The organism is Edaphobacter acidisoli (assembly GCF_014642855.1).
Taxonomy (GTDB): Bacteria; Acidobacteriota; Terriglobia; order Terriglobales; family Acidobacteriaceae; genus Edaphobacter; species Edaphobacter acidisoli.
The window spans coordinates 448,337-474,123 of the sequence record NZ_BMJB01000001.1; the positions used below are offsets into that span (position 1 = coordinate 448,337).

At 58.8% G+C, this 25,787-nt stretch carries 18 protein-coding genes and 1 tRNA gene; 7 read left to right on the top strand and 12 right to left on the bottom strand.

Annotated elements, in window-relative coordinates:
* Positions 1-82 precede the first annotated feature (82 nt).
* Together IEX36_RS01685 and IEX36_RS01690 are read right to left on the bottom strand one after the other, a co-directional pair.
* A complete protein-coding gene (locus IEX36_RS01685) occupies positions 83-1,339 on the bottom strand; it encodes an ABC transporter permease (protein WP_188757626.1) in 1,257 nt (418 codons plus the stop codon).
* 2 nt (positions 1,340-1,341) lie between these two features.
* The gene (locus IEX36_RS01690) at positions 1,342-2,598 is read right to left on the bottom strand and encodes an ABC transporter permease (RefSeq protein WP_188757627.1); all 1,257 of its coding nucleotides are present in this window, start codon (positions 2,596-2,598) and stop codon (positions 1,342-1,344) included.
* Positions 2,599-2,728: 130 nt separating this feature from the next.
* Here IEX36_RS01690 and IEX36_RS01695 point away from each other — a divergent pair.
* Positions 2,729-2,817, top strand: a tRNA-Leu gene (locus IEX36_RS01695).
* 77 nt (positions 2,818-2,894) lie between these two features.
* Here IEX36_RS01695 and IEX36_RS01700 read toward each other — a convergent pair.
* From IEX36_RS01700 to IEX36_RS01720, 5 genes are all read right to left on the bottom strand, one after another.
* Complete coding sequence (locus tag IEX36_RS01700; protein ID WP_188757628.1) at positions 2,895-3,920, bottom strand: LacI family DNA-binding transcriptional regulator; 1,026 nt, start codon at positions 3,918-3,920, stop codon at positions 2,895-2,897.
* A 212-nt stretch (positions 3,921-4,132) separates the two neighbouring features.
* Entirely contained in the window at positions 4,133-5,728 is a 1,596-nt protein-coding gene (locus tag IEX36_RS01705; protein ID WP_229668628.1) for a multicopper oxidase family protein, read from the bottom strand.
* A complete protein-coding gene (locus IEX36_RS01710; protein ID WP_188757629.1) occupies positions 5,725-7,371 on the bottom strand; it encodes a phospholipase C in 1,647 nt (548 codons plus the stop codon). Before IEX36_RS01710 ends, IEX36_RS01705 begins: the two co-directional genes overlap by 4 nt.
* 256 nt (positions 7,372-7,627) lie before the next feature.
* The gene (locus IEX36_RS01715; protein WP_188757630.1) at positions 7,628-9,550 is read right to left on the bottom strand and encodes a family 2A encapsulin nanocompartment cargo protein cysteine desulfurase; all 1,923 of its coding nucleotides are present in this window, start codon (positions 9,548-9,550) and stop codon (positions 7,628-7,630) included.
* A complete protein-coding gene (locus IEX36_RS01720) occupies positions 9,537-10,454 on the bottom strand; it encodes a family 2A encapsulin nanocompartment shell protein (protein WP_188757631.1) in 918 nt (305 codons plus the stop codon). The genes IEX36_RS01715 and IEX36_RS01720 overlap by 14 nt, the downstream gene beginning before the upstream one ends.
* A gap of 188 nt (positions 10,455-10,642) precedes the next feature.
* Here IEX36_RS01720 and IEX36_RS01725 point away from each other — a divergent pair, with 188 nt between their 5' ends.
* Positions 10,643-11,137, top strand: coding sequence for an Lrp/AsnC family transcriptional regulator (locus tag IEX36_RS01725; protein ID WP_188757632.1), 495 nt, complete (start codon positions 10,643-10,645; stop codon positions 11,135-11,137).
* Between the two features lie 18 nt (positions 11,138-11,155).
* On the opposite strand, the gene IEX36_RS01730 is transcribed toward IEX36_RS01725, so the two are convergent.
* Positions 11,156-11,887: a hypothetical protein gene (locus IEX36_RS01730; protein ID WP_188757633.1), complete on the bottom strand. Its 732-nt coding sequence runs from the start codon at positions 11,885-11,887 to the stop codon at positions 11,156-11,158.
* Positions 11,888-11,993: 106 nt separating this feature from the next.
* Between IEX36_RS01730 and IEX36_RS01735 the strand changes: the two genes are divergently transcribed.
* Positions 11,994-13,004: a formylglycine-generating enzyme family protein gene (locus IEX36_RS01735; RefSeq protein ID WP_188757634.1), complete on the top strand. Its 1,011-nt coding sequence runs from the start codon at positions 11,994-11,996 to the stop codon at positions 13,002-13,004.
* 12 nt (positions 13,005-13,016) lie between these two features.
* Here IEX36_RS01735 and agaR read toward each other — a convergent pair whose 3' ends face one another.
* The gene (gene agaR / locus IEX36_RS01740; RefSeq protein ID WP_229668629.1) at positions 13,017-13,841 is read right to left on the bottom strand and encodes a transcriptional repressor AgaR; all 825 of its coding nucleotides are present in this window, start codon (positions 13,839-13,841) and stop codon (positions 13,017-13,019) included.
* Between the two features lie 15 nt (positions 13,842-13,856).
* Positions 13,857-15,665 carry an MFS transporter gene (locus IEX36_RS01745; RefSeq protein WP_188757635.1) on the bottom strand — a complete coding sequence of 603 codons (1,809 nt, stop codon included), beginning with the start codon at positions 15,663-15,665 and terminating at the stop codon, positions 13,857-13,859.
* A gap of 284 nt (positions 15,666-15,949) precedes the next feature.
* Here IEX36_RS01745 and IEX36_RS01750 point away from each other — a divergent pair, with 284 nt between their 5' ends.
* The 3 genes from IEX36_RS01750 (at position 15,950) to IEX36_RS01760 (ending at position 21,084) form a co-directional block, all read left to right on the top strand.
* The gene (locus IEX36_RS01750; protein WP_229668630.1) at positions 15,950-18,067 is read left to right on the top strand and encodes a beta-N-acetylhexosaminidase; all 2,118 of its coding nucleotides are present in this window, start codon (positions 15,950-15,952) and stop codon (positions 18,065-18,067) included.
* 190 nt (positions 18,068-18,257) lie between these two features.
* A complete protein-coding gene (locus tag IEX36_RS01755) occupies positions 18,258-19,301 on the top strand; it encodes an SIS domain-containing protein (protein ID WP_188757636.1) in 1,044 nt (347 codons plus the stop codon).
* A gap of 262 nt (positions 19,302-19,563) precedes the next feature.
* Entirely contained in the window at positions 19,564-21,084 is a 1,521-nt protein-coding gene (locus tag IEX36_RS01760; protein WP_188757637.1) for a glycoside hydrolase family 32 protein, read from the top strand.
* Between the two features lie 4 nt (positions 21,085-21,088).
* Here the strand turns inward: IEX36_RS01760 and IEX36_RS01765 are convergent, their stop codons facing one another.
* Positions 21,089-22,171 (bottom strand): MBL fold metallo-hydrolase, encoded by a 1,083-nt coding sequence (locus IEX36_RS01765; protein WP_229668631.1) that lies wholly within the window; start codon positions 22,169-22,171, stop codon positions 21,089-21,091.
* Positions 22,172-22,218: 47 nt separating this feature from the next.
* Entirely contained in the window at positions 22,219-24,243 is a 2,025-nt protein-coding gene (locus IEX36_RS01770) for an alpha-amylase family protein (protein WP_188757638.1), read from the bottom strand.
* Between the two features lie 178 nt (positions 24,244-24,421).
* On the opposite strand from IEX36_RS01770, the gene IEX36_RS01775 reads away from it, so the two are divergent.
* Positions 24,422-25,462: a threonine aldolase family protein gene (locus IEX36_RS01775; RefSeq protein WP_188757639.1), complete on the top strand. Its 1,041-nt coding sequence runs from the start codon at positions 24,422-24,424 to the stop codon at positions 25,460-25,462.
* Positions 25,463-25,787 lie beyond the last annotated feature (325 nt).

Sequence of the window (25,787 nt, forward strand, 5' to 3'; positions counted from 1 at the left end):
CAGAAAAGCCCCAGGGCAAAGTACCCCCTCCATTACCCATTTAAAATCAATACTTTAGTACTTAAGTACGGGGAGGGGGTACCTACTCATGCCGCAGTGCCTCCACCGGGTCCATCCGCGCCGCCCGCAGCGCCGGCAGGAAACCCGAGACGATCCCCACCGTCGCCAGAATCACGAACGACGCCAGCATAATCCCCGGCGAAGCCCGCAGAAAGATGTCACCCTGGTGGTTGGCCGTCTTGTAGATGTCCGAGTACAGAGGCATCGGCGGCACCATGTACGAGATCGCAACCGCCATCACCATCCCAATGGCGCCGGCGAGGAAGGTCAGCGTCAGGCTCTCCAGCAGAAACTGGAACAGGATATCCCGAGGCCGCGCCCCGATCGACTTCAGCAACCCGATCTCCCGCGTCCGCTCCGTCACCGAAACCAGCATGATGTTCATCACACCCACGCCACCTACGCCAAGCGTCATCGCCCCGATAATCCCGAGGATGACCTCCAGCGCCACAGAAAACTGCATGATCTGCTTCGAGTCCTCAACCGTGTCCCACGCCGGAACCGCTTTGTCATCCTTCGGATTGAAGTGGTGCCGCCCAGCCAGCACCGCTCGAACCGCAGCCAGAGCCTTGATGTGCATATCGCCCGAAAGCGGCTGAAACACAATGCTGTTCGGATCCCGCTCGTTTTCGAGCACCCGAATCATATCGAACGGAATGAAGGCATTCTCGTTGTCAGGCCCATTATTCGAGGAGTCCTGAATCTTGTCCTTCAAGACGCCGATGACATCGAACAGATGCCCTTCGATCTCAACGGACTGGCCCACCGGCGGAAAGCCGTTGAATATCTTCTGTGCCGCATGAGCGCCAAAGATTACCACCTGTTTGTGGTCGGTAAAGTCGGAGGGTTGAAAGTACCGTCCCTGGTCGATGTAGAGTCGCCGCATCCCGCCATAGGGCAGATCTACCGCCTTAGTCGAGATATTAACGACCTTCGACCCATACTTGAAGCTGAAGCCGTCATCTGTTTCAGCGCTCACAGCCTTCAGAAAGGGAACATCATCCCGAATTGCATCGACGTCGCCATCAAGCAGCTTCACAGGTCTTCCCGAACGCTCGCCGCCAGCCTGCATGCTGGTCTGTCCGCCCCAGACCATGATGACGTTGTCGCCCAGTCCCATGAACCCGTTCATCACCTCAGTCCCGAGGCTCTTGCCATAACTAAGCAGCAGAACCACCGTCACCAGTCCCCAGGCGATGCCTAGCATCGTCAAACTCGACCGCAGCTTATTGCGAAGTAGCGACTGAATGCTTTGCCGGACGACCTCGATCAGGTTCATGGCTATTCCGTCCTCAGACACTCAATGGGACTCAGGTTGGCAGCACGCAGTGCAGGATAAGTGCCTGCGAACAGAGTAATCACCGTGAGCGTAATTAGCGACGAGATAATCGCCACCGGAGAAATTACCGGATGAGGCACAAAATCCGGCAGCGGAACCAGCCGCAGCAGCAGGCAAGCGCCCACACCGAGCACCAGACCAACTACTCCGCTGACCAGAGTAATGATCGCCGACTCGACCAGGAACTGCCGCTTAATATCGACGGCCGTCGCGCCTAACGCCTTGCGCACGCCGATCTCTCGTGTCCGTTCCGTCACGGCAACCAGCATGATATTCATCACACCGATGCCGCCGAGCGCTAGCGTCAGCAGCGCCACGGCGCCAAAGAAGAGAGTCATTACATGGAAGATTCTGGCAGTAAATTTTGCGCCTTCCAGTGTGTCCCAAACCCAAAGCGCCTCCTTGTCGCCTGGGTCGTAGTGATGCCGCTCAGCGATGATCGCCTCGACTTGATCGAGCGCCTTCTCATGCAGATCAGGCGAGATCGGCTGAATGACGATATTGTTCACAAAGCCAGGTTCCACGCCAGGCCGTTCCGGAGGAGGGAAGTCGCGCGCCATCGCCGAATAAGGCGCGAACAGTTGCGTATTGTCCGGACCGCTGCCGTAGCTGCCATTCTGCTGCTTCTTCGCCAACACACCAATGACCGTGTACGGATAACCCTCAACCATCAGCGTCTGCCCAATCACAGGTTTGCCGGGAAAAAGCTGACGATTTGCATCGGACCCAAGCAGAATGACGCGCGCTCCGGTGTCCTCGTCCACCTGATTCATCAGCCGTCCCTGATCGACGGTGAGCGAACGGAACTTCTGGTAATCGGGCCAAACGCCCCGCACCGGCCTGTCCGCAGCGTTCCACGGACTTACTTCACTGGCGCTGCGCCGGATCTCGGGACTCACGGTCTTGACCAGCGTAGCTCGCTGTTGAATAGCAATCGCATCGCCAATATTCAGCCGGATGTCGCGCCCCGCCGCATATCCGCCAGCCTGCATCCCTGTCTTCCCTCCGAACAGGATGGCAATATCGGTCCCGATCGTGCGCATATGATTCTGCTGATCGATATTGAAGCCAATACCCAGTCCAACCAGCAGGATCACTGAAGTGATGCCCCAGACGATGCCGAACATCGTAAGAAAGCTACGCAGCTTCGTGGACCATAATGCCGACAGCGTCTGCTTGAAGATGTCGAGTAGGGGCATAGGTCAGACAGTCCACAAAAATACTAGCAACCAGCGATAGATACGCGAGCACAAACAGGATAGTTCCATGAAAGAAAAGCCAGAGCGAATCGTTTACGATGAAGCAGGCGGAGGTTTCCAGCCACCCAGTGCCCGGATGGTGAAATCGGCAGACACAGCGGACTTAAAATCCGCAGACCTTAACCGGTCGTGGGGGTTCAAGTCCCCCTCCGGGCACCAGAGAAAGCACTGATATCTATCTGGTTACTGGATTATGCCCAGCGTTGAGTGTCGGTAAGCTTAGTCTCAATCTCGGATTATTCTTTCTTCTTGCAGCCACATGATTCGCGGACAACCAGGGAGACAGGTAGAACTGTACGAACACTCGAAGAGACAAACTCACCTTTAATTCGTTGCAGCAGCAGGCGCGCCGACATCCGCCCAAGTTCAGGAGCAGGCTGACGCACAGCCGTTACCGGGGGGGTAATCAAGGCGAAGAAATCCACATCATCGAACGCAGCCAGAGCAATATGCTTACCCATCTCAAGCTTCATCTCACGGAGAGCCTCGATCACCCAGATCGCAGCTGCGTTATTTGCTGCAAAGATAGCGTCGGGGCGGTTGCGCGAGGAAAATAACTCGGTCATGGCAGGCATGACATCGTCGCGGCCGGCAAGTCGCAGTGTTTTCGATATGGGAAGCTTCGCATGGCGCAGGCATTCTTCATATCCGAGAATCCGCTCTTTAATTGTGACCAGATGCGTGTTGGTAGCTACGCAGGCAATCTTTTTGTGCCCATGTCCAATCAAGTGTTCGACGGCCACTCGTGCACCTGCGCGGTTTTCGACACCTACTGAATCCGTCGCGGCAATCTCAATCGGACGGTCTATAGTCACGATCGGTGTAGTTCCTGCAGTCACCGTCTTCAGATATTTGTCTTTGCTATCGACAGGAACCAGAAGAATTCCATCTACTGGATGATGAATCATCTGCTCTACCTGTGCAGCTTCGATTGACGGATCGTAATTCGAAGCTGCTAGCCAGACCAGATATCCGCTCTCCCGTGCGGTCTCCTGGACTGCATGACTTACTACGGAGAAAAACGTATCTGCCAGGTCTGGAACAATCAGGCCGATCGATCTTGAGAGCTGACCGGTAAGCATACGTGCCGCGTGGTTGGGTCTATAGTCCAGTTGGCGAATAGCGGAGCGGACTCTTCGTGCGGTCTCTTCGGAAACATAAGGATGATCATTGATGGTGCGGGAGACGGTCATCGCGCCGACGCCGGCCAGCCGCGCGACGTCCTCGAGCGTGGCTCTCTTGTTCGTGGGCGATTTGCGCACATTCACCTCACTGGTGTTCTGAGTGATAGGGATAACAGAAAATACACACCAAGCAAACCCTAAAATATACTTGAAACTCATTCTTGACAAGCAATATTGCAGATGCCTAGAGTATTCTTTCTGTGGTATCGCAATCACAATATTTCGACTCTTGAGCTTCTGCGCAATCGAGTTTTTCGCAAGCGCCCGTACGCTCTAAACATTGTGAGCCCCTAAGAGGGGACTATTTCATAGGGGCGCATCATCTCGTTGTCCTCGTGTTCGAGCACGTGGCAATGCCAGACATAGCGGCCTGCGTAACCGTGAAACGGAACGACAATGCGCGTCATGGTACCGGGTGGGACTTGGATGGTGTCCTTCCAGCCGGATTCGTGCGTCGCGGGCAGGACGGTGTCGCCCATGAAGACGAGGCTCTTATCGTCGAGATAGGCGGCGGAGTCGATGCGACGGCGGTCGAGAAGCTGGAAGCGGACGAGATGCAGATGGATTGGGTGTGTGTCCTCGGTGAGGTTGATGATCTCCCATATCTCGGTGGTATTGAGGATGGGCTTCTCTGTGATTGGCGCGTGCCAGGGAGTGTTGTTGAGCATCATGTCCATCGACTGGTCCGCTAGGTTAAGATGCTCGTCGAGCGTGAGCCTGCGCGTGCGGACGGTAGCGGACGCAGGGATGCGGTCGATCCTACGTAGGAGTTTCGGTATCTCATTGGCGTCGCTCGCTGAGGCCTTCGATACGCGAAATTGCATGATGCGGAGTGAATCGCTGGTGAGCTCGATGTTCTGGCCTGCGCACTGGCTGAAGTCGAGGATGAGATCGGCGCGCTCACCGGGGCTAAGTTCTATCCGTGCAAGCGGCACAGGCGCTCGAAGCAATCCCTGGTCTGAGCCAATCACGTGGAACTGCATGTTCTCGCCGAAGGTGAGCCGGTAGAATCGACCGTTCGAGCCATTGAGAATGCGCAGCCGATATTTGCGAGGCTCGACTTCGTGGTACGGCATCACCTTGCCATTGACCATGACAAGATTGCCGAAGACCTCGGGTACCCATGGCTTGCCAGGAACTGGCGAGACCGGATAGTGCAGTTGGCCGTCCTGGCGAAGATAGCGATCGTAAATGATGAGAGGCAGCTCATATTTGCCGCTGGGTAGATGCAGCGCATCTTCGGCGGCGTCGCGAATAAGGAAGAGCCCTTGCAGTCCCGCATAGACGTTGAGCCGGTTGGTGCCCATGGAGTGATCGTGGTAGAAGAGCATCGTCGCATCCTGTCGGCATGGATAGTGGCAGGTTGCGGACTTACCCGTGATGTACCACTCTTCGGGATAGCCATCGCTGGTAGGTGGTGTTCGCCCACCGTGCAGGTGGATCACGCTGCGGACTTCGGGAACGTCTCTGCCGGAGCCGTGCAGCGTGTAGTCGATGGGGAGGAAGTGCTTCAGGGGAAGATGGTTGTTCCACTCAACCAGAAGGCCTTGGTTGCTGCGCGTTTCGATGAGCGGACCCGGAGAGACGCCGTTGAATCCCCAGAGTCGCGTAGGTGGAAGATCGCGGTGGACCTTGACGTGAATCTCCTCCATCGCGATGCGGTAATAGGGAACTGAGCGCGAGGGTGCGTCTGGATCGGGTCGCATTGCCTGACTTACGGCGCGTTCGGGAAGCGGGAGAGGATCAACGTAGGGAGCGAGCGTATTGGGATCGACGAGTGCTGGTGTGCTGAGATTTGTAGCGGGAAGCGCGAATGCGTCTTCGCCTAGAAGCAGGCCTGTTGCGAGAGCTCCGGCCTGCTCGAGGAAATGTCTGCGGCTGATCAATCGGCCTTCCCATCTGATTCAACTTCGCCTGTTTCGCCATTCAGGATGAGCCGGATGCTGCGGGGATGGGTGAAGTCAAACATGTTGCTGATTGAGCCTGCGATGGAGTCGAACGAGCCTCCACCAACGCGCTCGCCGTTCAGCCAGTTGTCTTCGATGAAGCGCAGCACCGAGGTCTGGTCGGTGAGCGTGTGGTCTACGAAGTTTTGCTTTGCATAGGGCGAGACGACGAGCAGCGGCAGGCGCGGACCGTAGCCGCAGCGGCCTTGCGCGTGTGCGGTCTTCGGACCGGGCAGCGCGGCCGAGCCGTCTCCGCATTGGCCCGGACCGCTGAGCGCGTCGGCTCTGGTCGAGGACTGGTTGACGATGGGACCCATCTGATGGTCATACCAGCCGTCGGAGTCGTCGTAGGCGATGATGACGGCTGTGCTCTTCCAGTCTGGCTGTTGCTCCAGGAAGTTAATCACGCGGACAACGAAGGCCTGCTCGTCGAGCGGGTCAGAGTTGCCGGCGTGTGCGTCCTGATAGGACGCAGCCTTCAGGAAGCTGACGGATGGATAGTTGCCCGCTTTGACGGCATCGAAGAAGTCTTCGAGATCGTATTGATGAAGGCCCGCATCGCCGTTGTGGCCGATCGTCGCTGCCGAGGTGGGCCGCACGTGTTTGAAATTTGCTGTTGCTTTGTAGTACTGAAAGGGCTCGTGATGTGGAACGTAGTCGCGCAAGGTGAGGTGAACGACGTCGGAGTGAGTGCTACGCAGGCAGTTGGTGGTTCCGTTCGAATTAGTGTGAGTCAGATCGAAGCCGCCCTCGAACCATCCCCAGGTGATATCTTTCTTCGAGAGCATGAGGCCGATGTTGTTGCCAGTGAGCTGCGCCATCGCGCCTGTCGTTACGGAGCAGACATCGCCAATGGGGTCAGGGTCCCCGATCATGGTGAAGGTGCCGTCACCGCCTTCGATGACGGTGTTGCCAGTGTTGATCTGGTCCGTGACTCCGTTGGTCTGGCCGGAGACCAGCTCGATTGCGCCCAACGTTGACGGCCCGAACGTGCTGCCGTAGGAGTTGTCGTTCATAGCGTAGTGTTGCGCGTAGTTCCACAGCGCCGTGACGGTGTTGCCGTCGAAGTAGCCCATGACCAGTCCCTTGGCTTGGTTCGCATACTCGGGTGAGCCGGTGGCGGATTCCGTGTTGAGGCGCATCTTCACCTTCGGCGAGCCGGAGATTCCGGTGTAGCGGGGGAAGGAGTCCAGCAGACCGGCGTGGAAGGCGAGCTGCTCGGCGCGGTAGTCATGGTTCTCGTCGGCAGTTGCTGCCTGCGAGCGCGAGAGGCGAAAGGGATTGACTGCGTGGTTCCCGTTCACTGTCTTGTTCAGGAAGTTGGGATTGTGTTCGAGCAGGGTGTTCGACAGGCCATTCACGCTGGGAGTTCTGGGCTGCGCGTGGAAGGCAGGTTCGCCGGGAGAGTTCAGCGCGTTCGGGTAGGTGCCGAAGTAGTGGTCGAAGGAGATGTTCTCGTCGAAGATGACGACGATGTGCTTAATCGGTGTTGCGGTGGCGGCATCGTCGGCGCTTGCTCCTCGGGCTGCAGGTGAGAGCAGGGCGCCGCAGAGGGCCAGAGCTACACAAATATTTTTTGTCATTACACTTCCTTGCCAGTGGCAGCTTAGCGGTTTCGACCATTTTACGGGCTCACCGCTATCAAGATTTGGCAAAGTTCTGTGAAGTACCCCCTCCCCGTACCCAAGTACCAAAGTCTTCGAACGACAGGAGATACATGCAACGAAGTACCCTCCGCAAACGCAAATGAAAAGCCCGGTTCGCACCGGGCTTCTGCTTCTTCTCCTGATTCAATTTTAACAACTGTGTCAATCTTTTCTGTGGAAATCCAGCGTCGATTCAGGCTCCGAGGTTTTTCAGCCGGTGCAAGGCGGCGATGAGTGCGTCGATGTCTTCGAAGCTGTTGTAGAGCGCGAGCGAAGGCCGGACGGAGGTTTCGACGCCCATGCGGCGCAGCGAAGGCTGGGCGCAGTGGTGGCCTGAGCGGACGGCGATGCCTTCGCGGTTGAGCGCTGCTCCGACCTCTTCGGTTTTGAAGCCTTCGAGGACGAACGAGAGCACGCCTGCTTTTTCCTTTGCCGTGCCGATGAGGCGCAGGCCGGGGATGGTGAGCAGGCCGCGCGTGGCGTAGACGAGCAGCTCGTGTTCGTAGCGGGCGATGTTGGCCATGCCGATGTGGTCGAGGTAGTCGATGGCGGCGCCGAGTCCGACGGCGTCGGCGATGTTGCCGGTGCCTGCCTCGAAGCGCGAGGGTGGCGCCTGGTAGACGGTCTTCTCGAAGGTGACGTCGGCGATCATGTTGCCTCCGCCCTGCCACGGCGGCATCTCTTCGAGCGCGTCCGGCTTGCCGTAGACGACGCCGATACCGGTGGGAGCGAAGACCTTGTGGCCGGAGAAGACGTAGAAGTCGCAGTCGAGCGATTGGACGTCGATGGGCATGTGCGAGACGGCCTGCGCTCCATCGACCAGCACGCGCGCGCCGTAGCGATGAGCCATCTGGACCATCTGGTGTGCGGGTGTGACGGTGCCGAGCGCGTTTGAGACCTGCGTGAAGGAGACGATGCGTGTGCGTGGGTTGAGCAGCTTCTCGTACTCGTCGAGGAGAATTTGTCCGTCGTCATCGACGGGAATGACGCGGAGCTTTGCGCCTTTCTCGGCGGCGAGCATCTGCCAGGGAACGATGTTGGCATGGTGCTCGATCCAACTGATGATGATCTCGTCGCCCTGCTGGATGTGGCGGCGGCCCCATGCCTGCGCGATGAGGTTGATGGCCTCGGTTGCGCCGCGGACGAAGACGATCTCTTTGCTGGAGCCGGCGTTGAGGAAGTGCGCGACCTTGGTGCGGGCGTCTTCGTAGGCGTCGGTGGCGCGGGCGGCGAGCTCGTGCGCGGCGCGATGAATGTTGGAGTTTTCGTGCTCGTAGAAATACTTGAGGCGGTCGATGACGGCCTGCGGCTTTTGCGTGGTGGCGGCGTTGTCGAGCCAGATGAGCGGGTGTCCGTTGACGCGCTCGTTGAGGATGGGGAAGTCGCGGCGGACGCTGGCGATGTCGAACTGGTTGCGCGGGAGCTTCAGGTCAGGCAGCGTGGATGGCTGCTCCGGTACGCGGGGCTTGCCCGCCGAGGCCACAGGTTTTGAGAGTGCGCCGGCGTCTTCAAGGAAGTAGAAGGAGGAGACGGACGCCAGTGCTGCGTTCACTTCGTCTTCGGTGGGCAGCGGCATCTGCACGAGGTCCGGCAGCGTCATCTCGAATGATGGGAATGCGGCCTCGAACGGTGGCATTGGGATGGAGAATGGCGATGCGGACGTCATGCTCTGCGCGCAATATTGTGGCGTGGCTGTGCTGGGCGCGGCGAGCTGCTCGGGTGAGAGTGAGAGCGTGCCGATGTTCGTGCGGCGTTCGGTGGATGCGATGCCTGTGCCGACTTCGTTGGGGATGGCTTGTGACGATGGGATGGCGGGCACTGCGGACATCGACGCGCCGTACTGTGGCAGCCGTGTTTCGTAGGCAGGTACCGGCTGAGATGGCGCGGAGGGAACCTCTGCCCCGGTAGCGGACAGTGTCTCCGGGCGCAATGCGGGCATAGGCTCCGTCGATGGTTGAGCAGGAGCTTGCCCCGGCATCGCACGGAAGAACTCGTTCGCCATCTCGGTCAGTGCGGCGACGTTCATGAATGACGTCGGCACGTTCTGGGCGGCGAAGGTGTCTTCCATGCGGCGTGTGGATTCGCCTGCGAATTTTTCGCGATCACTTGTACTCATGGTAGTGTCCGACCTCAACGTTTTCGAGGACGCCAAGCGCATCTTCGGTGAGTACGGCTGCGGAGCAGTAAAGCGAGATCAGGTACGAGGCGATGGAGTTGCGATCGACACCCATGAAGCGGACCGAGAGGCCGGGCGTCTGCTCGCCGGGAAGGCCAGGCTGAAAGAGTCCGACGACGCCTTGCTTCTTTTCACCGGTGCGCATCAGCAGGATGTTGCTCTTGCCTTCGGCGTTGATGGTGAGCTTGTCGGTGGGGACGAGCGGAACGCCGCGCCAGGTGAGGAATGGTGAGCCGAAGATGGTTGCTGTTGGCGGAGGCACGCCGCGGCGTGTGCATTCGCGGCCGAATGCGGCGATGGCGCGCGGGTGTGCGAGGAAGAAGGCGGGCTCTTTCCAGATGACGGAGAGCAGTTCGTCCATGTCGTCGGGTGTGGGCGCGCCTTTGCGGGTCTTGATGCGGGAGGCTTTCGCGGCGTTGTGGAGCAGGCCGTAGTCGGCGTTGTTGATGAGCTCGCTCTCCTGCCGCTCTTTTACTTTTTCGACGGTCAGGCGAAGCTGCTCGCGGATCTGGTCGTGGGGATGACTGTAGAGGTCCGAGACACGTGTGTGGATATCGACTGTGGTGGAGATGGCGCTGAGCGTGTATTCGCGCGGCTTGTCGACGTAGTCGACGAAGGTTTCGGGGAGCTTGCGCTCGTCGCGGGAGCCGCAGGCTACCTCGATCTCTTCATCGTGGCGCACCTGGTTGACGCGGTAGGTGCCGGACTCGAGCGGAATCCAGGAGAGAAGCTGTACCAGCCAGCGCGGAGTGATGGCCGCCATCTGCGGAGCGGTCTTGGTAGTGTTGGCTAACTGGCGGGCTGCTACATCGCCCAGGGAACGTCGATTTTCCTGTGTGGACACGTGAGTCTCCTCTGTCTCGAATCTCGGTGCTCGCGACTGTGGATGATGATAGGCGTACGGGGCGCGAAGTTGAATGAGGAAGATACGGTTGATCGGGCATCCTGCCTCATGATGAATGGAAGATACAATAAAATGCTTCATGATCTAATGTGCGAGATGAATTTCACCGCTGTGGAGGTTTTGTTCAGATGCAGGCAGGCTGGTCGATCGACGACATTGATTGCGAGATTCTCGCTGAGTTGCAGAAGAATGCGCGGATTGCGTTTGCGGAGCTTGGCCGCCGTGTGGGACTTTCTACGCCTGCGGTGATCGAGCGCGTGCGCAGGCTCGAAGACGGCCACGTCATCACGGGCTATCGCGCGGTTGTCGATCCTGCAAAGGTGGGCCTGCCCGTGCGTGCCTTCGTAAAGGTGACGGTTGCGGGCGACAAGCTGCAGAAGTTCGCCTCGCTGGTGCGCGAACTGCCGGAGGTGCTCGAATGCCATCGCGTGACAGGCGCGGAGTCGTTTATGGTGCAGATCGCAGTGCGCGACGTGCGGCACATGGAAGAGCTGATCGACTCGATGATGCCTTATGTGGCGACGAATACTTCGATGATCCTCACCTCGCCGGTGCCGTGGAACAGCGTGCTGCCGGCGGTGCGCTATGGCTCCGCAAAGCCGAAAAGGAAGCCGCGTACTTGATTAAAGGAAGCCGCACGCCTAGTTGATTGCAGGCAGTATGGCACTGCGTCCGGCAAGGAAGACGATACCCATTGCCAGGCTATACGCTCCAGTTAGCGCAGATACCGCGCGCAACAAGTGGGGTCGCTGGCGTGAGATGCCGAAGGCGCCGGCGGCAGATGCGGTCATTAGCGCATTCATGGTGAGGAGTCCGGCAAGGAACATGCCGAGTCCTAACATGCCGAGTGCCGCTCCGCCGAGGTTGGCTGCGAGCAGGAAGATCATCAGCTGGCTAGGCGTTTCGGCGCCGAGACCGTGGACGATGCCAATGACAAAGACGGACCTGCTATCGAAGGAGTTGGGTGCAGTGTAAGTTTTTCCATGCTCAGCATGGCTGAAAGCAAGTTTTGTGTGATGCCAGGCGTGATGCAGCAACATGTAGCGGCTCTTCGGAAGCGTTCCAGCGGGTCGGAAGATGAGCGTGCCGAGAACATAGATGCCGAGCACCAGGAGTGTCAGGCCGACGAAGCGCTCAGCCCAGCGGTCGATGCCCGTAGGCAGATGCACACCAAGCACGACAACAATGGATCCCAGCGCAGCTACAGTGAGTGCATGACCAAGTGCATAGATCATCCCGAGTCGAAAGCCGATTCGGCGGGAACTCTGCACGCTGACGATGTCGGCAATGGCTGCGATGTGATCGTAGTCGAAACCGTGGCGGAAGCCGAGAACTGCTGCGGTGACGAGCGCAATATACAGAGTAGCGTGCATGGTCAGACCCATTTTATCCGCTGATATCGGCCCCGTGTGTTCACCGTCAGGAAGAATTTTGCCGCGGCACGGACTATTCTTTTCATAGCAGCTAAAAGGAAATGAAATGGAAGATTCGACTGCTAAGTCGTGTGGGGATTTGAAGCGGAACAGTGTGAAGCCGGATGGCTGCTGCTGCACGCCTTCGGCGCAGCGCGAGGGAGATGTTGAGGCTTCTTTGCCTTCTCACCCGGATGCAGGGAGCGGCATCGCATCGTTGAAGAGCGCGATGATCTCTCTGCCCGGCGGTTCGTTTCTGATGGGGACTGACTACGACAAAGGCTTTCCGGCGGATGGCGAGGGGCCAGTTCGCAAAGTAACTCTGTCGCCGTTTCAGATTGATACGTGCGCGGTGACGAACGAGGAGTTTGCTGCGTTTGCTGAGACTACGGGCTATCGCACCGACGCGGAGCGGTTCGGCTGGTCATTCGTTTTCTGGGCGCACATTCCTGTTGAACTGCGCGCAAAACTGGTCGAGGACACAGTCGCGTCTGCGCCATGGTGGTGCAAGGTGAGCGGTGCGAATTGGAGACAACCAGAAGGGCTTCACTCTGATCTTGCCAATCGCGCCGGGCATCCGGTGGTGCATGTTTCATGGAACGATGCGGCTGCTTATGCGCGATGGGCGGGCAAGTCGTTGCCGACCGAGGCGCAATGGGAGTATGCGGCGCGCGGCGGGCTCGAACAGAAGCTGTATCCCTGGGGCGATGAGCTCACCCCTGGCGGCGAGCATCGCTGCAACGTATGGCAGGGCACATTTCCCTCGGAGGACACCGCAGAGGACGGCTACGCCGGCACATGTCCGGTGGACACTTTTCCGCCGAACGGCTACGGCCTTTACTGCATCACGGGTAACGTATGGGAATGGTGCGCGGACTGGTTCCGGACTGCGTTCAGAGCGGATCGTGTTTTGTGTGACCCCAAGGGGCCAGCTACGGGGCAGACCAGGGTAATGAAGGGCGGCTCGTTCCTGTGCCATGCTTCGTACTGCAACCGCTACCGCGTGGCGGCAAGGACGTCGAACACGCCAGACAGCTCAACGTCCAACCTAGGGTTCCGCTGCGTGAGGAACAACTAGCGCACGAGGCAGCTACGCGATGATGACTTCGACGCCAGCATTACGCAGAGCCTCTGCGGCCGTGTCTGGAATCTGATCGTCCGTAATGACAGCATGGATTGAAGCTGGCGGGACAATGAGTGCCATGCTCGATCGGCTGAATTTAGTTGAGTCGCAGACGGCCACAACTTTGCGCGATGCGTTGACCATGGCACGGTTGACGCGCGACTCAAGAACGTTCGGTGTCGTGATGCCGATCTTTGGGTCGAAGCCATCGACAGCCAGAAAGAGGATGTCGGCACGAATCTGCGAGAGCATGTCTTCTGCCATGGGGCCGACGAGCGAGAAGGAGTTCTTACGCAGTGTTCCGCCAGTCAGCACAATCTCAAAGTCCGTATCGCTCAGCTCAGCCGCGATGTTCACCGCATTGGTGACGATGGTGAGGTGAGAAAACTGCCGCAGCGCACGGGCCACTGCCGTCACAGTGGTTCCGGAGTCGAGCAGGATGCACTGGCCGTTCTGCACCAGCTTTGCCGCAGCTGCGGCGATACGCTGCTTCTCGCGGATCTGGTGGTGCTCCTTTTCCTTGAGCGTGGGATCGAGCAGTGTACTGCCCTGCGGCGAAAGTGCGCCGCCATGCGTGCGCTGCACCTGGCCGCGCGCTTCCAGATAGTCAAGATCCTTGCGGATGGTAATCGGCGAGATGCCGAGCGACTCGGACAGCTCTGTGACGAGTACTCGTCCGTCGCGTTGGACGAGTGACAGGATGTGCTGGCGACGCTCGCCAATCAGCATCTTGCTGTTGTTGTCAGTGGCGGATTCGGCCTGAATGCTACGTGCTTGTCTGCGCTTTCTCATGGTACGACCACATTATCAGAGGGATGGATGCAAATGTGCTGCTTTTTTACCGTGTTCGAAGAGTTGCTCGATCTCTTCGAGGGTCTTCCCTTTAGTTTCGGGAAGGAAAAACACGGCAGTACAGAAATAGATGACGGTGAATGCGGCAAAGACGAAAAACATGCTGGAGTATCCGTACTTGCTCACAAATGGCAGGAAGATGGCTGCGAGGATGGTCGAGACAAGCTGGTTGATGACCAGCGCGATGCTCATACCATTGGAGCGGATACGGGTGGGCATCAGTTCAGAGAGTGCAATCCATACGCAAACACTGGGGCCAAAGGCGAAGAATGCGACGAAGAGATAAAGACCGATAGCGATAGTCCAGCCGTATTGCACCGAAGGCAGGAAGCCGATCTGTGCATGGTCGATTTTGAGCGGCGCGGTGCGGGCGGCGTCGTAGTTGCCCAAGGGGTTTTTGAGGAAGGCGTCGAAGCGGCTGGTTGGGAGACAGTCGGAGCGCGAGATAGTGAGCGGCGCCGCCTCACTGTCCGACCGGACGAAGTTCGTCGCAGAGGTGAAGTCGCCACAGGAATAAACAATGACCAGCGATGCAGGCTTGGTGCTCTGCTGTCCGGTCAGCCGCTGTGCCTCGGTCTGCGTGAATCGATAGTTCAGCGTCTGGTCTGGAGTGACGAGTGTTTGTATCTCACTGGCGCGGTCCACGTTCAGCTTCTCAGTTGTGCGGAAGAGCAGGCCCACAGCCACGAGAACGACGATGATGCCCGATGTTCCGATGGTGAGCAGGATTTTACGGCCCACACGATCGACCAGCATCATACCCACCATGACCGAGAGGAAATTGACGATGGTGAAGATGACGTAGCCCCAGTGCGCGGCCAGGTCGGAGAGTCCACTCTGCAACAGAATGCTCGTGTTGTAGCCGATGATGGAGTTGATGCCTGTGGCTGTATTACAGAAAAGGATCACGCACGCGAGGATGAATGGGACGACATACTTCCGTTGCAGCAGACGGTCCGATGTCTTGCCGCCAGTGGTGGTTCGCGTCTTCTCCGCGGCGACGGCATGCATCTCCTCGAGTTCAAGGGCTGCCTGGTCTTCTGTGCGTGAACGTAGCAGCGCGGCTTTTGCTGCATCGGTGCGATTTCTCTGAAAGAGCCAGCGTGGCGATTCGGTGACGAAGAAGCTGCCCAGCACAAAGAGAAGTCCCGGGGGTAGCGAGACCCAGAAGATGCGTCGCCATGCCTGATCTTTGAAGGCGAAGAGAGCGGCTGCGCTCGATGCACGCGCTACTGCCTCCACTCGATAGCTGTAGTAGATGCCGATCAACGCGGCAGCAACGATGCCAAGCGTAAGCATCCACTGAAATGCCGCAGTGCCCTTACCGCGGTCCGAGGCAGGAAGACACTCGGCAAGATAGAGCGGAACGACGATGCCGATGAATCCGCCGCTTGCCCCTTGCAGCAATCTTCCCCAGAACAGCGGCTCATAGCCATGTGAGAGAGCGATGATAGGAATACTCAGCACGAAGGCTACGCCGCTGACGATCATCAGCGGGCGGCGGCCCATCCAGTCGGCGAGCATTCCAGCGAAGAGCGTAGAGAAGACGCTACCCAGCAACACCGCCGCTACGATGATCGAAAGTTGACCTGCGCTCAGTCCCGAAGTCGCTTCAAGATAGGGAAGCGCGCCGCCAATGATGCCTACATCCACGCCATAGAGCAGTCCACCGAGTCCAGCGACCAGAAGCAGGAAACGGGTGTATCCGGTGTTGATGCCCGTAGAACGGGGGGCAGCACTAGAGGCAGGAATGTAGCCAGGCATTAATTCTCCAAACTTCTCCGAACTGAGATCACGACGATAATTTCACATTTGGTGCAGGTTGGGCGAGAGAGAAGTTATGTTTTTTGTCTACACTTATGTTTTCGGCTTATAAATTCTGATCCTGATAAACCGGTTAGGTGAAAATTATAAGTATTCAATCGTTGGAAAATTGCCAATACAGGGGTATCGTTTTCAATTTTCCTCGACTTACGTTTACTATGCTAACCATCCGCAGGTTGAATCATCGCCGAAAGGCGAGCAAGACGGTAACGGAGGAAATGCGAGTGAGTTTTTTATTGGGCAGCAGAAATGGCGTCGCACAGTCTGCACGTGCGGCTGGACGGTTCGTAACGTGGGCTATCGCTCTTTCGGCGGCCTTTCTGATGACAAATGCGGTGCTGGCTCAGTCCTGCTCTAATGTGCCCTTTGTGAATACTCTGATGCCCCAACCAGCGCAGCTTGCAACTGCTCCTGGTTGCATGAATGTCGACAGCGCATTCTCTGTTGCGAGCGTTGGCTATCGCGATACGCGGCTCGACGCCGCGACAGACCGAATGCTGGAGCGGCTCTCGCAGATCGCCGGAGTGCCGCGCCATCTGCCAATTCTCAAAGATGGCAGCTCGGCGAGCCTTGTGATTCGAGTGAAGGCGGAAGGCGATGCTGTGCCGTCGCTCGACGAGGATGAGTCGTACACACTGACCGTGACGAACGACCATGCGACGCTCGAAGCGAACACGGTTGTAGGCGCAATGCGCGGAATGCAGACCTTTCTGCAGCTGGTGCAGGCAAACGGTGCAACAGGCTTCGTCGTTCCTGGCGTCGATATCCACGACAAGCCACGCTTTCGTTGGCGCGGATTGATGATCGACAGCGGACGTCACTTCGAGCCTGTTTCCGTGATCGAGCGCACGCTTGATGGAATGGCTGCGGTGAAGATGAATGTCTTCCACTGGCATCTGACGGAGGACCAGGGCTTTCGCATTGAGAGCCGCGTGTTTCCCAAACTGCAGGAGATGGGATCGAACGGTGAGTACTACACGCAGGCGCAGGTAAAAGAGGTCATCCAATATGCGGCTGACCGTGGCATTCGCGTGGTGCCTGAGTTCGACATGCCAGGACATACGACGAGTTGGCTTGTCGGTTATCCGGAGCTGGGAAGCGCTCCGGGACCTTATGAGATCCAGAGAACGTTTGGTGTGCACGATGCCGCGTTCGATCCGACGCGCGAGTCGACGTACAAGTTCATTGATGAGTTTGTTGGCGAGATGGCTGCACTGTTTCCAGATGCTTACATGCACGTCGGCGGCGACGAGAGCAATGGCAAGCAATGGAAGGCCAATCCTCGAATCCAGGAGTTCATGAAGGAACACCATATTGCGACGACGCAGGCGCTGCAGACCTACTTCAGTCAGCGAGTCGAGAAGATTCTTGAAAAGCACCACAAGCACATGGTGGGTTGGGACGAGGTGCTTCAGCCCAATCTGCCGAAGGATGTCGTTGTGCAGTCATGGCGCGGCACGCACTATCTTGCCGATGCGGCGCGGCAGGGAAACCAGGGAATTTTGTCCGCTCCTTACTACCTGGACCAGTTGGACCAGCCCGCAGCGCAGATGTACCTGGCCGATCCGATCTCGGCAAAGGAGCAGCTTACGCCGGAGCAGGTGAATCTCGTTCTGGGCGGCGAGGCCTGCATGTGGGGCGAGCATATCGTTCCGCGCACGATCGACTCGCGTATCTGGCCGCGTGCGGCAGCGATTGCGGAGCGGTTCTGGTCGCCGGCGAGCGTGACCGATGTGAACGACATGTACCGCAGACTCGCGGTGATGTCGTTGCGGCTTGAAGCGGCTGGGTTGACGCATATCTCCGGGCCGGAGGCAGGTTTGCGGCAGCTTGCCGGTAGCGAGAATGTTGGCGCGCTGGGAACGCTGGCGGCAACGCTGGAACCGGTTGGCTTCGGCGTGCGGTATCGTGAGCAGCATACGACGCAATTGACTCCGATGGACCATCTGATCGACTCGCTGCGTCCCGATCCTCCGCTGCGGCACGAACTGGAGCTGATGGTGGACGAGTTGCTTGCCGATGCTCCGCACTATGAGAAGAACCGCAGCCAGCTAACTGCGCTCTTCCAAAGCTGGGTTGCAGCACAGCCTGGTCTGGATGAGATGGCCTCGCGTTCGCCGCTGCTGAGCGATACTCGACCGCGCATCGAGCAGTTGCCGGAACTCGGTCACATCGGTCTCGATGCGTTGTTGTATCTCTCCAGTCAGCGCGCTGCGCCTTCCGGATGGGCTGCAAGCAGCACGCAGACGCTGGAGAATGACAAGAAGCACGTTGGATTGACGGACTTCGTGGTGCTTGATCCATTGCAAAAGTTGGTGAACGCTGCTGCTGCGACGCATTGATTCGTCGGTTTGATTCATCGGTGACTGTGTCTGGATGAAAAAGACGAGGCGTTCCGTCTCGTCTTTTTTGTTTTGAAGAGATGAATTTATGGGAACAACAAATACTTTCTTTATATTTCTTTTAGTGTGCTATTATTTGTCTGACTGAGGGTTGGCTGGCTTACGTCCTATCCCTCCAAGGAGCCTTATCTTGAACGCGAGCGGAAAGACTTTGCAGGAGATCTACGCGCAGCCGGCAGTTTGGACGGAGTGTCTTCAACTGCTTCACACGTGTGACATCGGTGCGCTGGCAAAGGGGCGTGAACCGGAGCACACGGAGTGGATCTTCATCGGCTGCGGAACGAGCTACTATCTTGCCCAGGCTGCGGCGGCGAGCTTTACGCTGCTGACGGGAAGGGAAGCGCGTGCGCTGCCCGCTTCCGAGCTGCTGCTGCATCTCGAATTGTCGTTGCCCGTGACGAGCGGGGTCTTTCCTGTGCTGATCTCGCGGTCTGGGTACACGTCGGAGATCCTTGCTGCGGCTGAGGTGTTGACCAAGAAGGGTGTTGAATTCCTGGCGCTGACCTGCGATGGCAATGAGCTGGCCGAGAGCACAGGTCGCGTGTTGCAGCTTCCGGTGAAGGAAGAGAGTACGGTAATGACCAGCTCCTTCACATCCATGCTGATGGCGATGCAGTTTATGGCGGCGAAGCTGGCAGGCAAGACGGATTTTCTGGCTGCGCTGGACCGGATTCCGGCGGCCGTGGAACCTCTGCTGAAAAAGTACGGGCCGCAGCTTGAGTTGTTTGCAAAGCGGCCGTTTGCGGATGTGGCGGTGTTGGGACAGGGCGCGCTGTATCCCATTGCTTCAGAGGTTGCGCTGAAGGTGATGGAGTCTTCGTCGAGCTATGCGCAGTTCTTCCATACGCTCGAGTTCCGGCATGGGCCGAAGTCGATCATCGATGACCGGGCGCTGGTCATCGGACTGATTGCGGATTCGAGTGCGGCGCAGGAGACGAAGGTGCTGAGCGAGATGAAGGAGCTGGGCGCTTCGACGATTGCGGTGGTGAACCGGGCTACTCCCGAGGCGCATGCTGCAGCGGATCTGCTGATCGAGCTGGACTCGCGTCAGCCTGCGCTGTCGCTGCTGGTTGCGTACGTGGTCTGGGGGCAGTTGCTGGGGAGCTACGTTGGGTTGGCCAAGGGGCTGAATCCGGATGAGCCGCTGAACCTGACGCGGGTGGTGACGTTCTAGCCGAAGTACCCCCTAGCCGTACTTAAGTACTAAAGTCTTCATTTAAAATGAGTAAGCCCTGGGGTACTTTGCCCCGGGGCTTTTGTTTGCTCCTATTTAAAGTCTAGCAGTTTTGAGAAACTAAACCGCCACGCGGAAGTTGTTTGGGTGGAATCAGTTAAGCGGTTTGGGGGCTTGACAGGTTTTTGTATGCCGCAAGGCTCAAGCTGATTCTGACGTGGGAGAATGGCTCGAATCTTTTTTCGATGGTGGAGCGCGCTGAGTGACGAGTCGTCGTGAATTTCTTGCTTTGCTGACTGCGGCCGGCGCTACGCCGGCGCTGGCTTTTTCTGCTGACGCTGCTGTGGTGTCTTCTGCGACGATCGCTGCCGACCCGCTTCGTCCGCAGTATCATCTGCTGCCGCGTGCCAATTGGATGAACGATCCGAATGGGCCGATTTATTGGAACGGCAGCTACCACATGTTCTATCAGTACAACCCCGAGGGCGCTTACTGGGGCGACATGCACTGGGGACATGCAGTGAGTGCGGACATGGTTCACTGGCGTCAGCTTCCAGTGGCTTTGTCTCCGACGCCGGGCGGGCCGGATGCGGAGGGCTGCTTTACCGGTACGGCTGTCGTTCAGGATGGGCGCGTGATGCTGATGTATACCGGCGTGCGTGCTGCTTCGCGTGAGTTGGCGACGATCAAGGATGCGAATCCTCCGCTTCAGGAGTCGCAGTGCCTGGCGATTGCGAACGATGCTGCGTTGACGAGCTGGACGAAGGTGTCTGCGCCGGTGATTGCTGCGCCTCCGAGCGGGATGCAGGTGAATGGGTTTCGCGATCCTTCGCCGTGGCGGCAGGGTGAGTGGTGGTATACGGTGCTGGGCTCGGGTGTGGCGAATGAGGGCGGCGCGGTTTTGCTGTATCGGTCGAAGGACCTGCGCGCGTGGGAGTACATGCATGTGCTTGCGCGGCGCGACCGGAGCGGGTTGGCGCAGTTCGGCCCGTTTGATCCGTGGGACGTGTGGGAGTGTCCGGAGTTTTTTCCGCTGGGCGACAGGCATGTGCTGATGTTTTCGACGGGAGGGAGGTCGTACTGGCAGAGCGGCAGGCTGGATGCGGAGAAGATGACGTTTGCTCCGGAGCAGTCGGGCATTCTGGATTATGGTTCGTACTATGCGCCGAAGACGCAGCTGGACAAGGCAGGGAATCGGATTCTGTGGGGATGGATTCAGGAGGCGCGGCCGCTTGAGGAGTACAAGGCTGCGGGATGGGCGGGGATGATGTCGCTGCCGCGTGTGCTCTCGCTGAGTGAGGATGGGCGGCTGCGTTTGAGCGTCGCTCCGGCGGTGCATCAGCTTCGCGGCCGTGAGCAGGCTTTAAAGATTTCGGGAGATGCAGAGGCGAACAGGCGGCAGGTTGATGCGCTTCGTGTGGAGGCTTGCTGTGGCGAGATTCTTTGTACGGCGGAGAGAGCTGCTGCGTTTGAACTGACTTTGATGGGGGATGATGCGTCGCCGTGGCTGACTCTGGGGTTTGATCCGGCCCATCAGGACCAGGTGTTGGTGGATGGGCGTCCGGTTCCTTTGCATCTGGAGGCGCGGGAGAACCTGGAGTTTCATCTTTATATTGATGGGTCGGTGATAGAGACGATGGTGAATCGCCAGGTGGCGTGGACGAAGCGGTTTTACTATGCGGGCAAAGGACGCGATCTGCGGCTGCGATGGAAGGGTGCGGGGTTGGCGGGGTTGTCGGTGTGGCAGATGTCGCCGATCTCGGCGGACCGGCTGACGAGCTGAGTGCCTATGAGGTGATGGGGCGCCACCACGCGGAGCGCAGCTCTTCGTTCGCGATGACGTCGGAGGGAGTGCCTGGGGTTGGCGACCAGAGCTTCAGGTCTGCGGCGGATGAGATTGTTTCGATGGGCTGCGTCCATGGGTGCAGCGCGAGATTGAAGAGTCCCCAGTGGATGGGCATGAGGAGGCCGTGGCCGCCGAGAGCGCGAAAGCTGCGCGCGGCGCCTTCGGGACCCATGTGGATGTCTGCCCACAAGGGATCGGACGCGCCGATTTCGAGCATGGTGAGGTCGAAGGGGCCGAAGCGTTGGCCGATCTCGTGGAAGCCCGGCCACTCGCCGGAGTCGGCTCCGTAGTAGATGCGGTGATTGGGGCCGATGAGTGCGAAGGATGACCAGAGCGTTTCGAAGCGGTTGAAGAGGCTGCGGCCGGAGAAGTGGCGCGAGGGGAGGGCCGTTATTTCGACGGCCCCGATTTGTGTTCGATCCATCCAGTTGAGTTCGAGGCAGCGAGCGGCGGGGACGCCGAACTGCTGGAGCAGTGCGCCTACTCCGAGTGAGGTGATCCATTGTGCGTTTTCGGTTGCAGGATGCTGCGAGAGCGCGCGGATAGTGCGTTCGCCGAGATGATCGTAGTGGTCGTGCGAGACGATGACGGCATCGAGTGGCGGGAGATCGCTCAGTGCGAGCGGCGGCGCGAAGAAGCGTTTGGGGCCGGCCCAGTTGGTGGGAGCGGCGCGCTCGTCCCATACGGGGTCGATGAGGATGCGGGCGCCGTCGATCTCGATGAGCGAGGTGGAGTGGCCCATCCAGGTGATGCGCAGGCCGGAGCGCGGCTGGGTGGCGTAGATGGCTGCGTCGGTGTGGAATGGGCCGAGCGGCTTGCTGGGCTGGCGGCCGTTTGTTCCGAAGAGAAAACGCGGCCCCACTTTGAAGATCACGGAAGGTCCACCGACGTTGGTGGGCACAGGATTGAGGTATTGGCGGCCTTTGCGCCGGGCCGGTTCGAGCAGCATGATGATTTGATGATAGCGGGGTGGGGTGGATTCAGCAGGAAAACGGTTCGAGCTTCGCTCGAATGCCCCACTCATGCCGATAAGGCTGCGGCATGAGTGGGGCATCCGATGATAAGGCTGGTTTAACGTGGCGTTGCGTCGAGGGTCAGGACTTCGAACGGCGCGAGGTGGAAGGTGTGCGGTGTGCCTGCGTGGAGCGTGATTGCGGGCTCGGATGCGTCGCTCTTCCATGGGCTGTGGGCGGAGAAGGTGCGGGCTGCGCCTTCAGGCAGCTCGAAGACTTTTTCGGGGTCGATTGAGATGGTTTGCGGCTTGTCGCTTGGGTTGCGCAGGGTGAGGATGGCTTTCTTCGGCGACCATGAGGCCCAGCCGTAGACTTCGAGCCATGCGGGGTCGCCGCCTACCCAGTGCGTGTCCTTGAGGACGTCGGCGTTGGAGCGCGACCACTTGGCGGCTTCGGCGAGGTCGTCCCAGTTTTGCTGGGTGAGGAGTGATGGGGTGATGTACATCTCCTGCAGCTGCGTGCCGGTGCCGAAGTAGTCGCGGACCTCGTTGCGGAAGTCGTTGGAGGGGTCGGCGTTGAGGTGCTTGTGGCGCTGCGCGTAGATGATGCCGTGGAGCATGAGCGAGTTGAGCGGATAGAGTGGGCCGCCTTTGACGATTTCGTCGTAGGTGTCGGCGTCGCGATAGGTGATCCAGCGCTCGCGGTAGGGGCCGACGCCGGCGACGTTGTCGTCGTAGCCGCCGCGCCAGATGGAGTCGGCGGTCATGAGCCAGAAGGGCGACGGATAAGTGCCGGTGGTGAGGTTGATGTAGATGTCGGGCTTGGCCTGACGCAGGACGCCGATGAGATGGATGGCGGCGGCGAAGTCGCTGTCGAAGGCGCTGCCCTTGAAGACGGAGTCGGCGTTGCCCGTGCCGTCGAACTTGAACTGGTTGATGCCGTACTTCTTAATCATGTCGAGGCAGACTTGCTGGAAGCGGTCGTAGTACTTCGGCCCGGAGAGGGCGTAGCCGTTGTCGACGATCTCATAGCCCTGCGATTTGCCGTAGGCGATGCGCTCCTGCTTGGGCTTGGAGTAGCCGCCCCAGGGCGACATCCAGACGCCGGGGTCGGCGCCGTATTTTTCGGCGGCCTTGCGGACGTTGGTGAAGCCGTCGGGGAAACCTTTGTTGAAGTCCCAGAGCGAGTTGTGATTGTCCCAGCCGTCGTCGAAGAGGAAGCTGTCGAGGGTGACGCCGCGCTTGTCGTGCAGCTCGCGGCCGAAGAAGTTGATGCGGTCGAGTGCGTCGGCTTCGTCGTAGGGATTGAAGTAGCCGAGATCGTACCAGGAGTTGTAGTGCAGGAAGGTGCGGTACGGGTGCGCGCGCTCGCGCTCGATGTAGCGGAGGAAGTCGCGGCGGAGCTGGCCGGTGCGCGTGACGCCGATGACGGACGAGTACGTCGCGGACTGCGTGGCTTTAAGCGGGAGATCGCGGTCAATATAGGCGGTGGCGCGGTTGAAGGTGACCTTGCTCTCCGAGATCGGATGCTCGAAGCCGAGGAAGAGGTCGCCGGCGACGATGGGTGAGCCTTTGACGGAGCCGTCGACTTCGGCGCCGGGGAGGGTGACGTCGACGAGTTGTACGCGGGTGATGGCTACGTCGCTGGAGCCTGCCGTGAGGGTGAGGACCTGGCGGAAGTAGTTCGAGCCGTCGCGCAGGACGGCGGTCCAGGTGGCGTGGAGGGAGCCGTCGGCGTTGGTGAGCGGGACGTCGAACTCGACGCCGGGGACGCGGTCGGAGTAGCGCGAGGCGGAGGTGTCGGCGGTGAGGTCTTTGCGCTCGGGCTTGCCGTCGGTGTGGAAGTCGGTTGCGGTGTAGACGGAGCCATCTTTGAGCAGAATGGCGAAGGGAGCGGGAAGCTTGACGGTGCGGGCGTGGAGCTTGTCGGTGAATGTGAGGCCTTCGATGTGGCCGCTCGATATGGCCCATTCGGCGCTGAGGGCGCGGTTGGCGAGTGAGTAGTGGTCTCCGTGTACCGTAGCGACGGTTTTGCCGGGCTCCTGTTCCTGTGCGTGCGAAGCGATGCCGGTGAAGGCGATGAACAGCGCGAGGGCGAGCGGGCGGCTCCATTGGATGGCGATGCCGGTTGGCTGGGATCTCACGTAGTATTCCTTTCGTATTGTTTCTTTTCCGCGGGGATTGTCGAAGGGCTGAAGTGGCTTCGATGGAACGGCAGAACCAATGCTGCCTCTCTTCGCAGAATTCCGTGTGAGTGGAATCGTATCATTGATTCGTAATATAAAGAAACAAATAATGACAATAAGCTGAGGGGCGGACGATATGGTTGCGAATGATATGGAGCAGCAGTGCGCGAGTGACAATTACTCCGGGATTTGCCCGGAGGCGTGGGAGGCGATGCGCGAGGCGAACACGGGCCATGCGCTGCCTTACGGAGACGACGCCTGGACGGCGCGGGCTTCGGAGCTCTTTCGCGATCTCTTTGAGACGGATTGTGAGGTGTTCTTCGCATTCAATGGGACGGCCGCGAACTCGCTGGCGCTGAGTGCGCTGTGCCAGTCGTACCACGGTGTGATCTGCGCGGCCAGCTCTCATGTGGAGACGGATGAGTGCGGCGCGCCGGAGTTTTTCTCGAATGGATCAAAGCTGCTGACGCTGCCGAGCGCGGATGGCAAGATTGCTCCGGAGGCCCTGAGGGAACTGGCGCTGCGGCGAAGCGATATTCACTTTCCGCGGATGAGGGTGGCGACGATTTCGCAGAGCACGGAGACGGGGCGGGTCTATACCGTGGCCGAGTTAGAGGCGCTGGCTGAGACATCGCGTGAGCTTGGGTTGCTGCTGCACATGGACGGCGCGCGGTTTGCCAATGCGTGCGCGTCGCTTGAGCGCTCGCCTGCGGAGCTGACGTGGAAGGCCGGCGTGAATGTTTTGTGTTTTGGCGGGACGAAGAACGGAATGGCGGTGGGTGAGGCGGTGATCTTCTTCAATAAAGAGCTGGCTGCGGATTTTGATTATCGATGCAAGCAGGCAGGACAGCTTGCGTCGAAGATGCGCTTTCTTGCGGCGCCGTGGGTGGGGATGCTGGAGAGCGGAGCGTGGCTGCGCAATGCGCGTCATGCGAATAGGTGTGCGCGGCACCTGGCGACGCGTCTGGAGGGCGTGCAGGGAATTGAGCTGCTGTTTCCTGTGGAGGCGAATGCAGTGTTTTTGAAGGCCCCGGCAGAGAAGCTGGAGCTGCTGCGCGCCGCGGGATGGAGGTTTTATACCTTCATTGGCGGCGGCGCGAGGTTCATGTTCTCGTGGGACTCGACGGTGGAGCGGGTGGATGCTCTGGCCGACGACGTTTTGCGGCTTTGCTGCTGAAGCAGCAACAAAATGGAACAGGTAAGCGCGATATAGGTGGTTTAAATGACCCCAGGCTTCTTTTTCTTTATGGCATCTATGTATTGATGCCTCAGGCGATAACATGAGATGCATTGCGTGTAATCCGTTGCATTTTATTTCGTTTGATTTTTATTGTTGACATCTTTTGTTGGCGGGTGATAACACATTCCATAAATACTAGCTATGAACAATATGTGAACGTAGCTTTGTTCATGTGTTGTTGTTTCGGTCTGGATAGGAGTTCCAGGCCCCGGGAATTCTACGTTTTCAAAACCAGGGGTCGGAATGCGATTCACCATAGGAG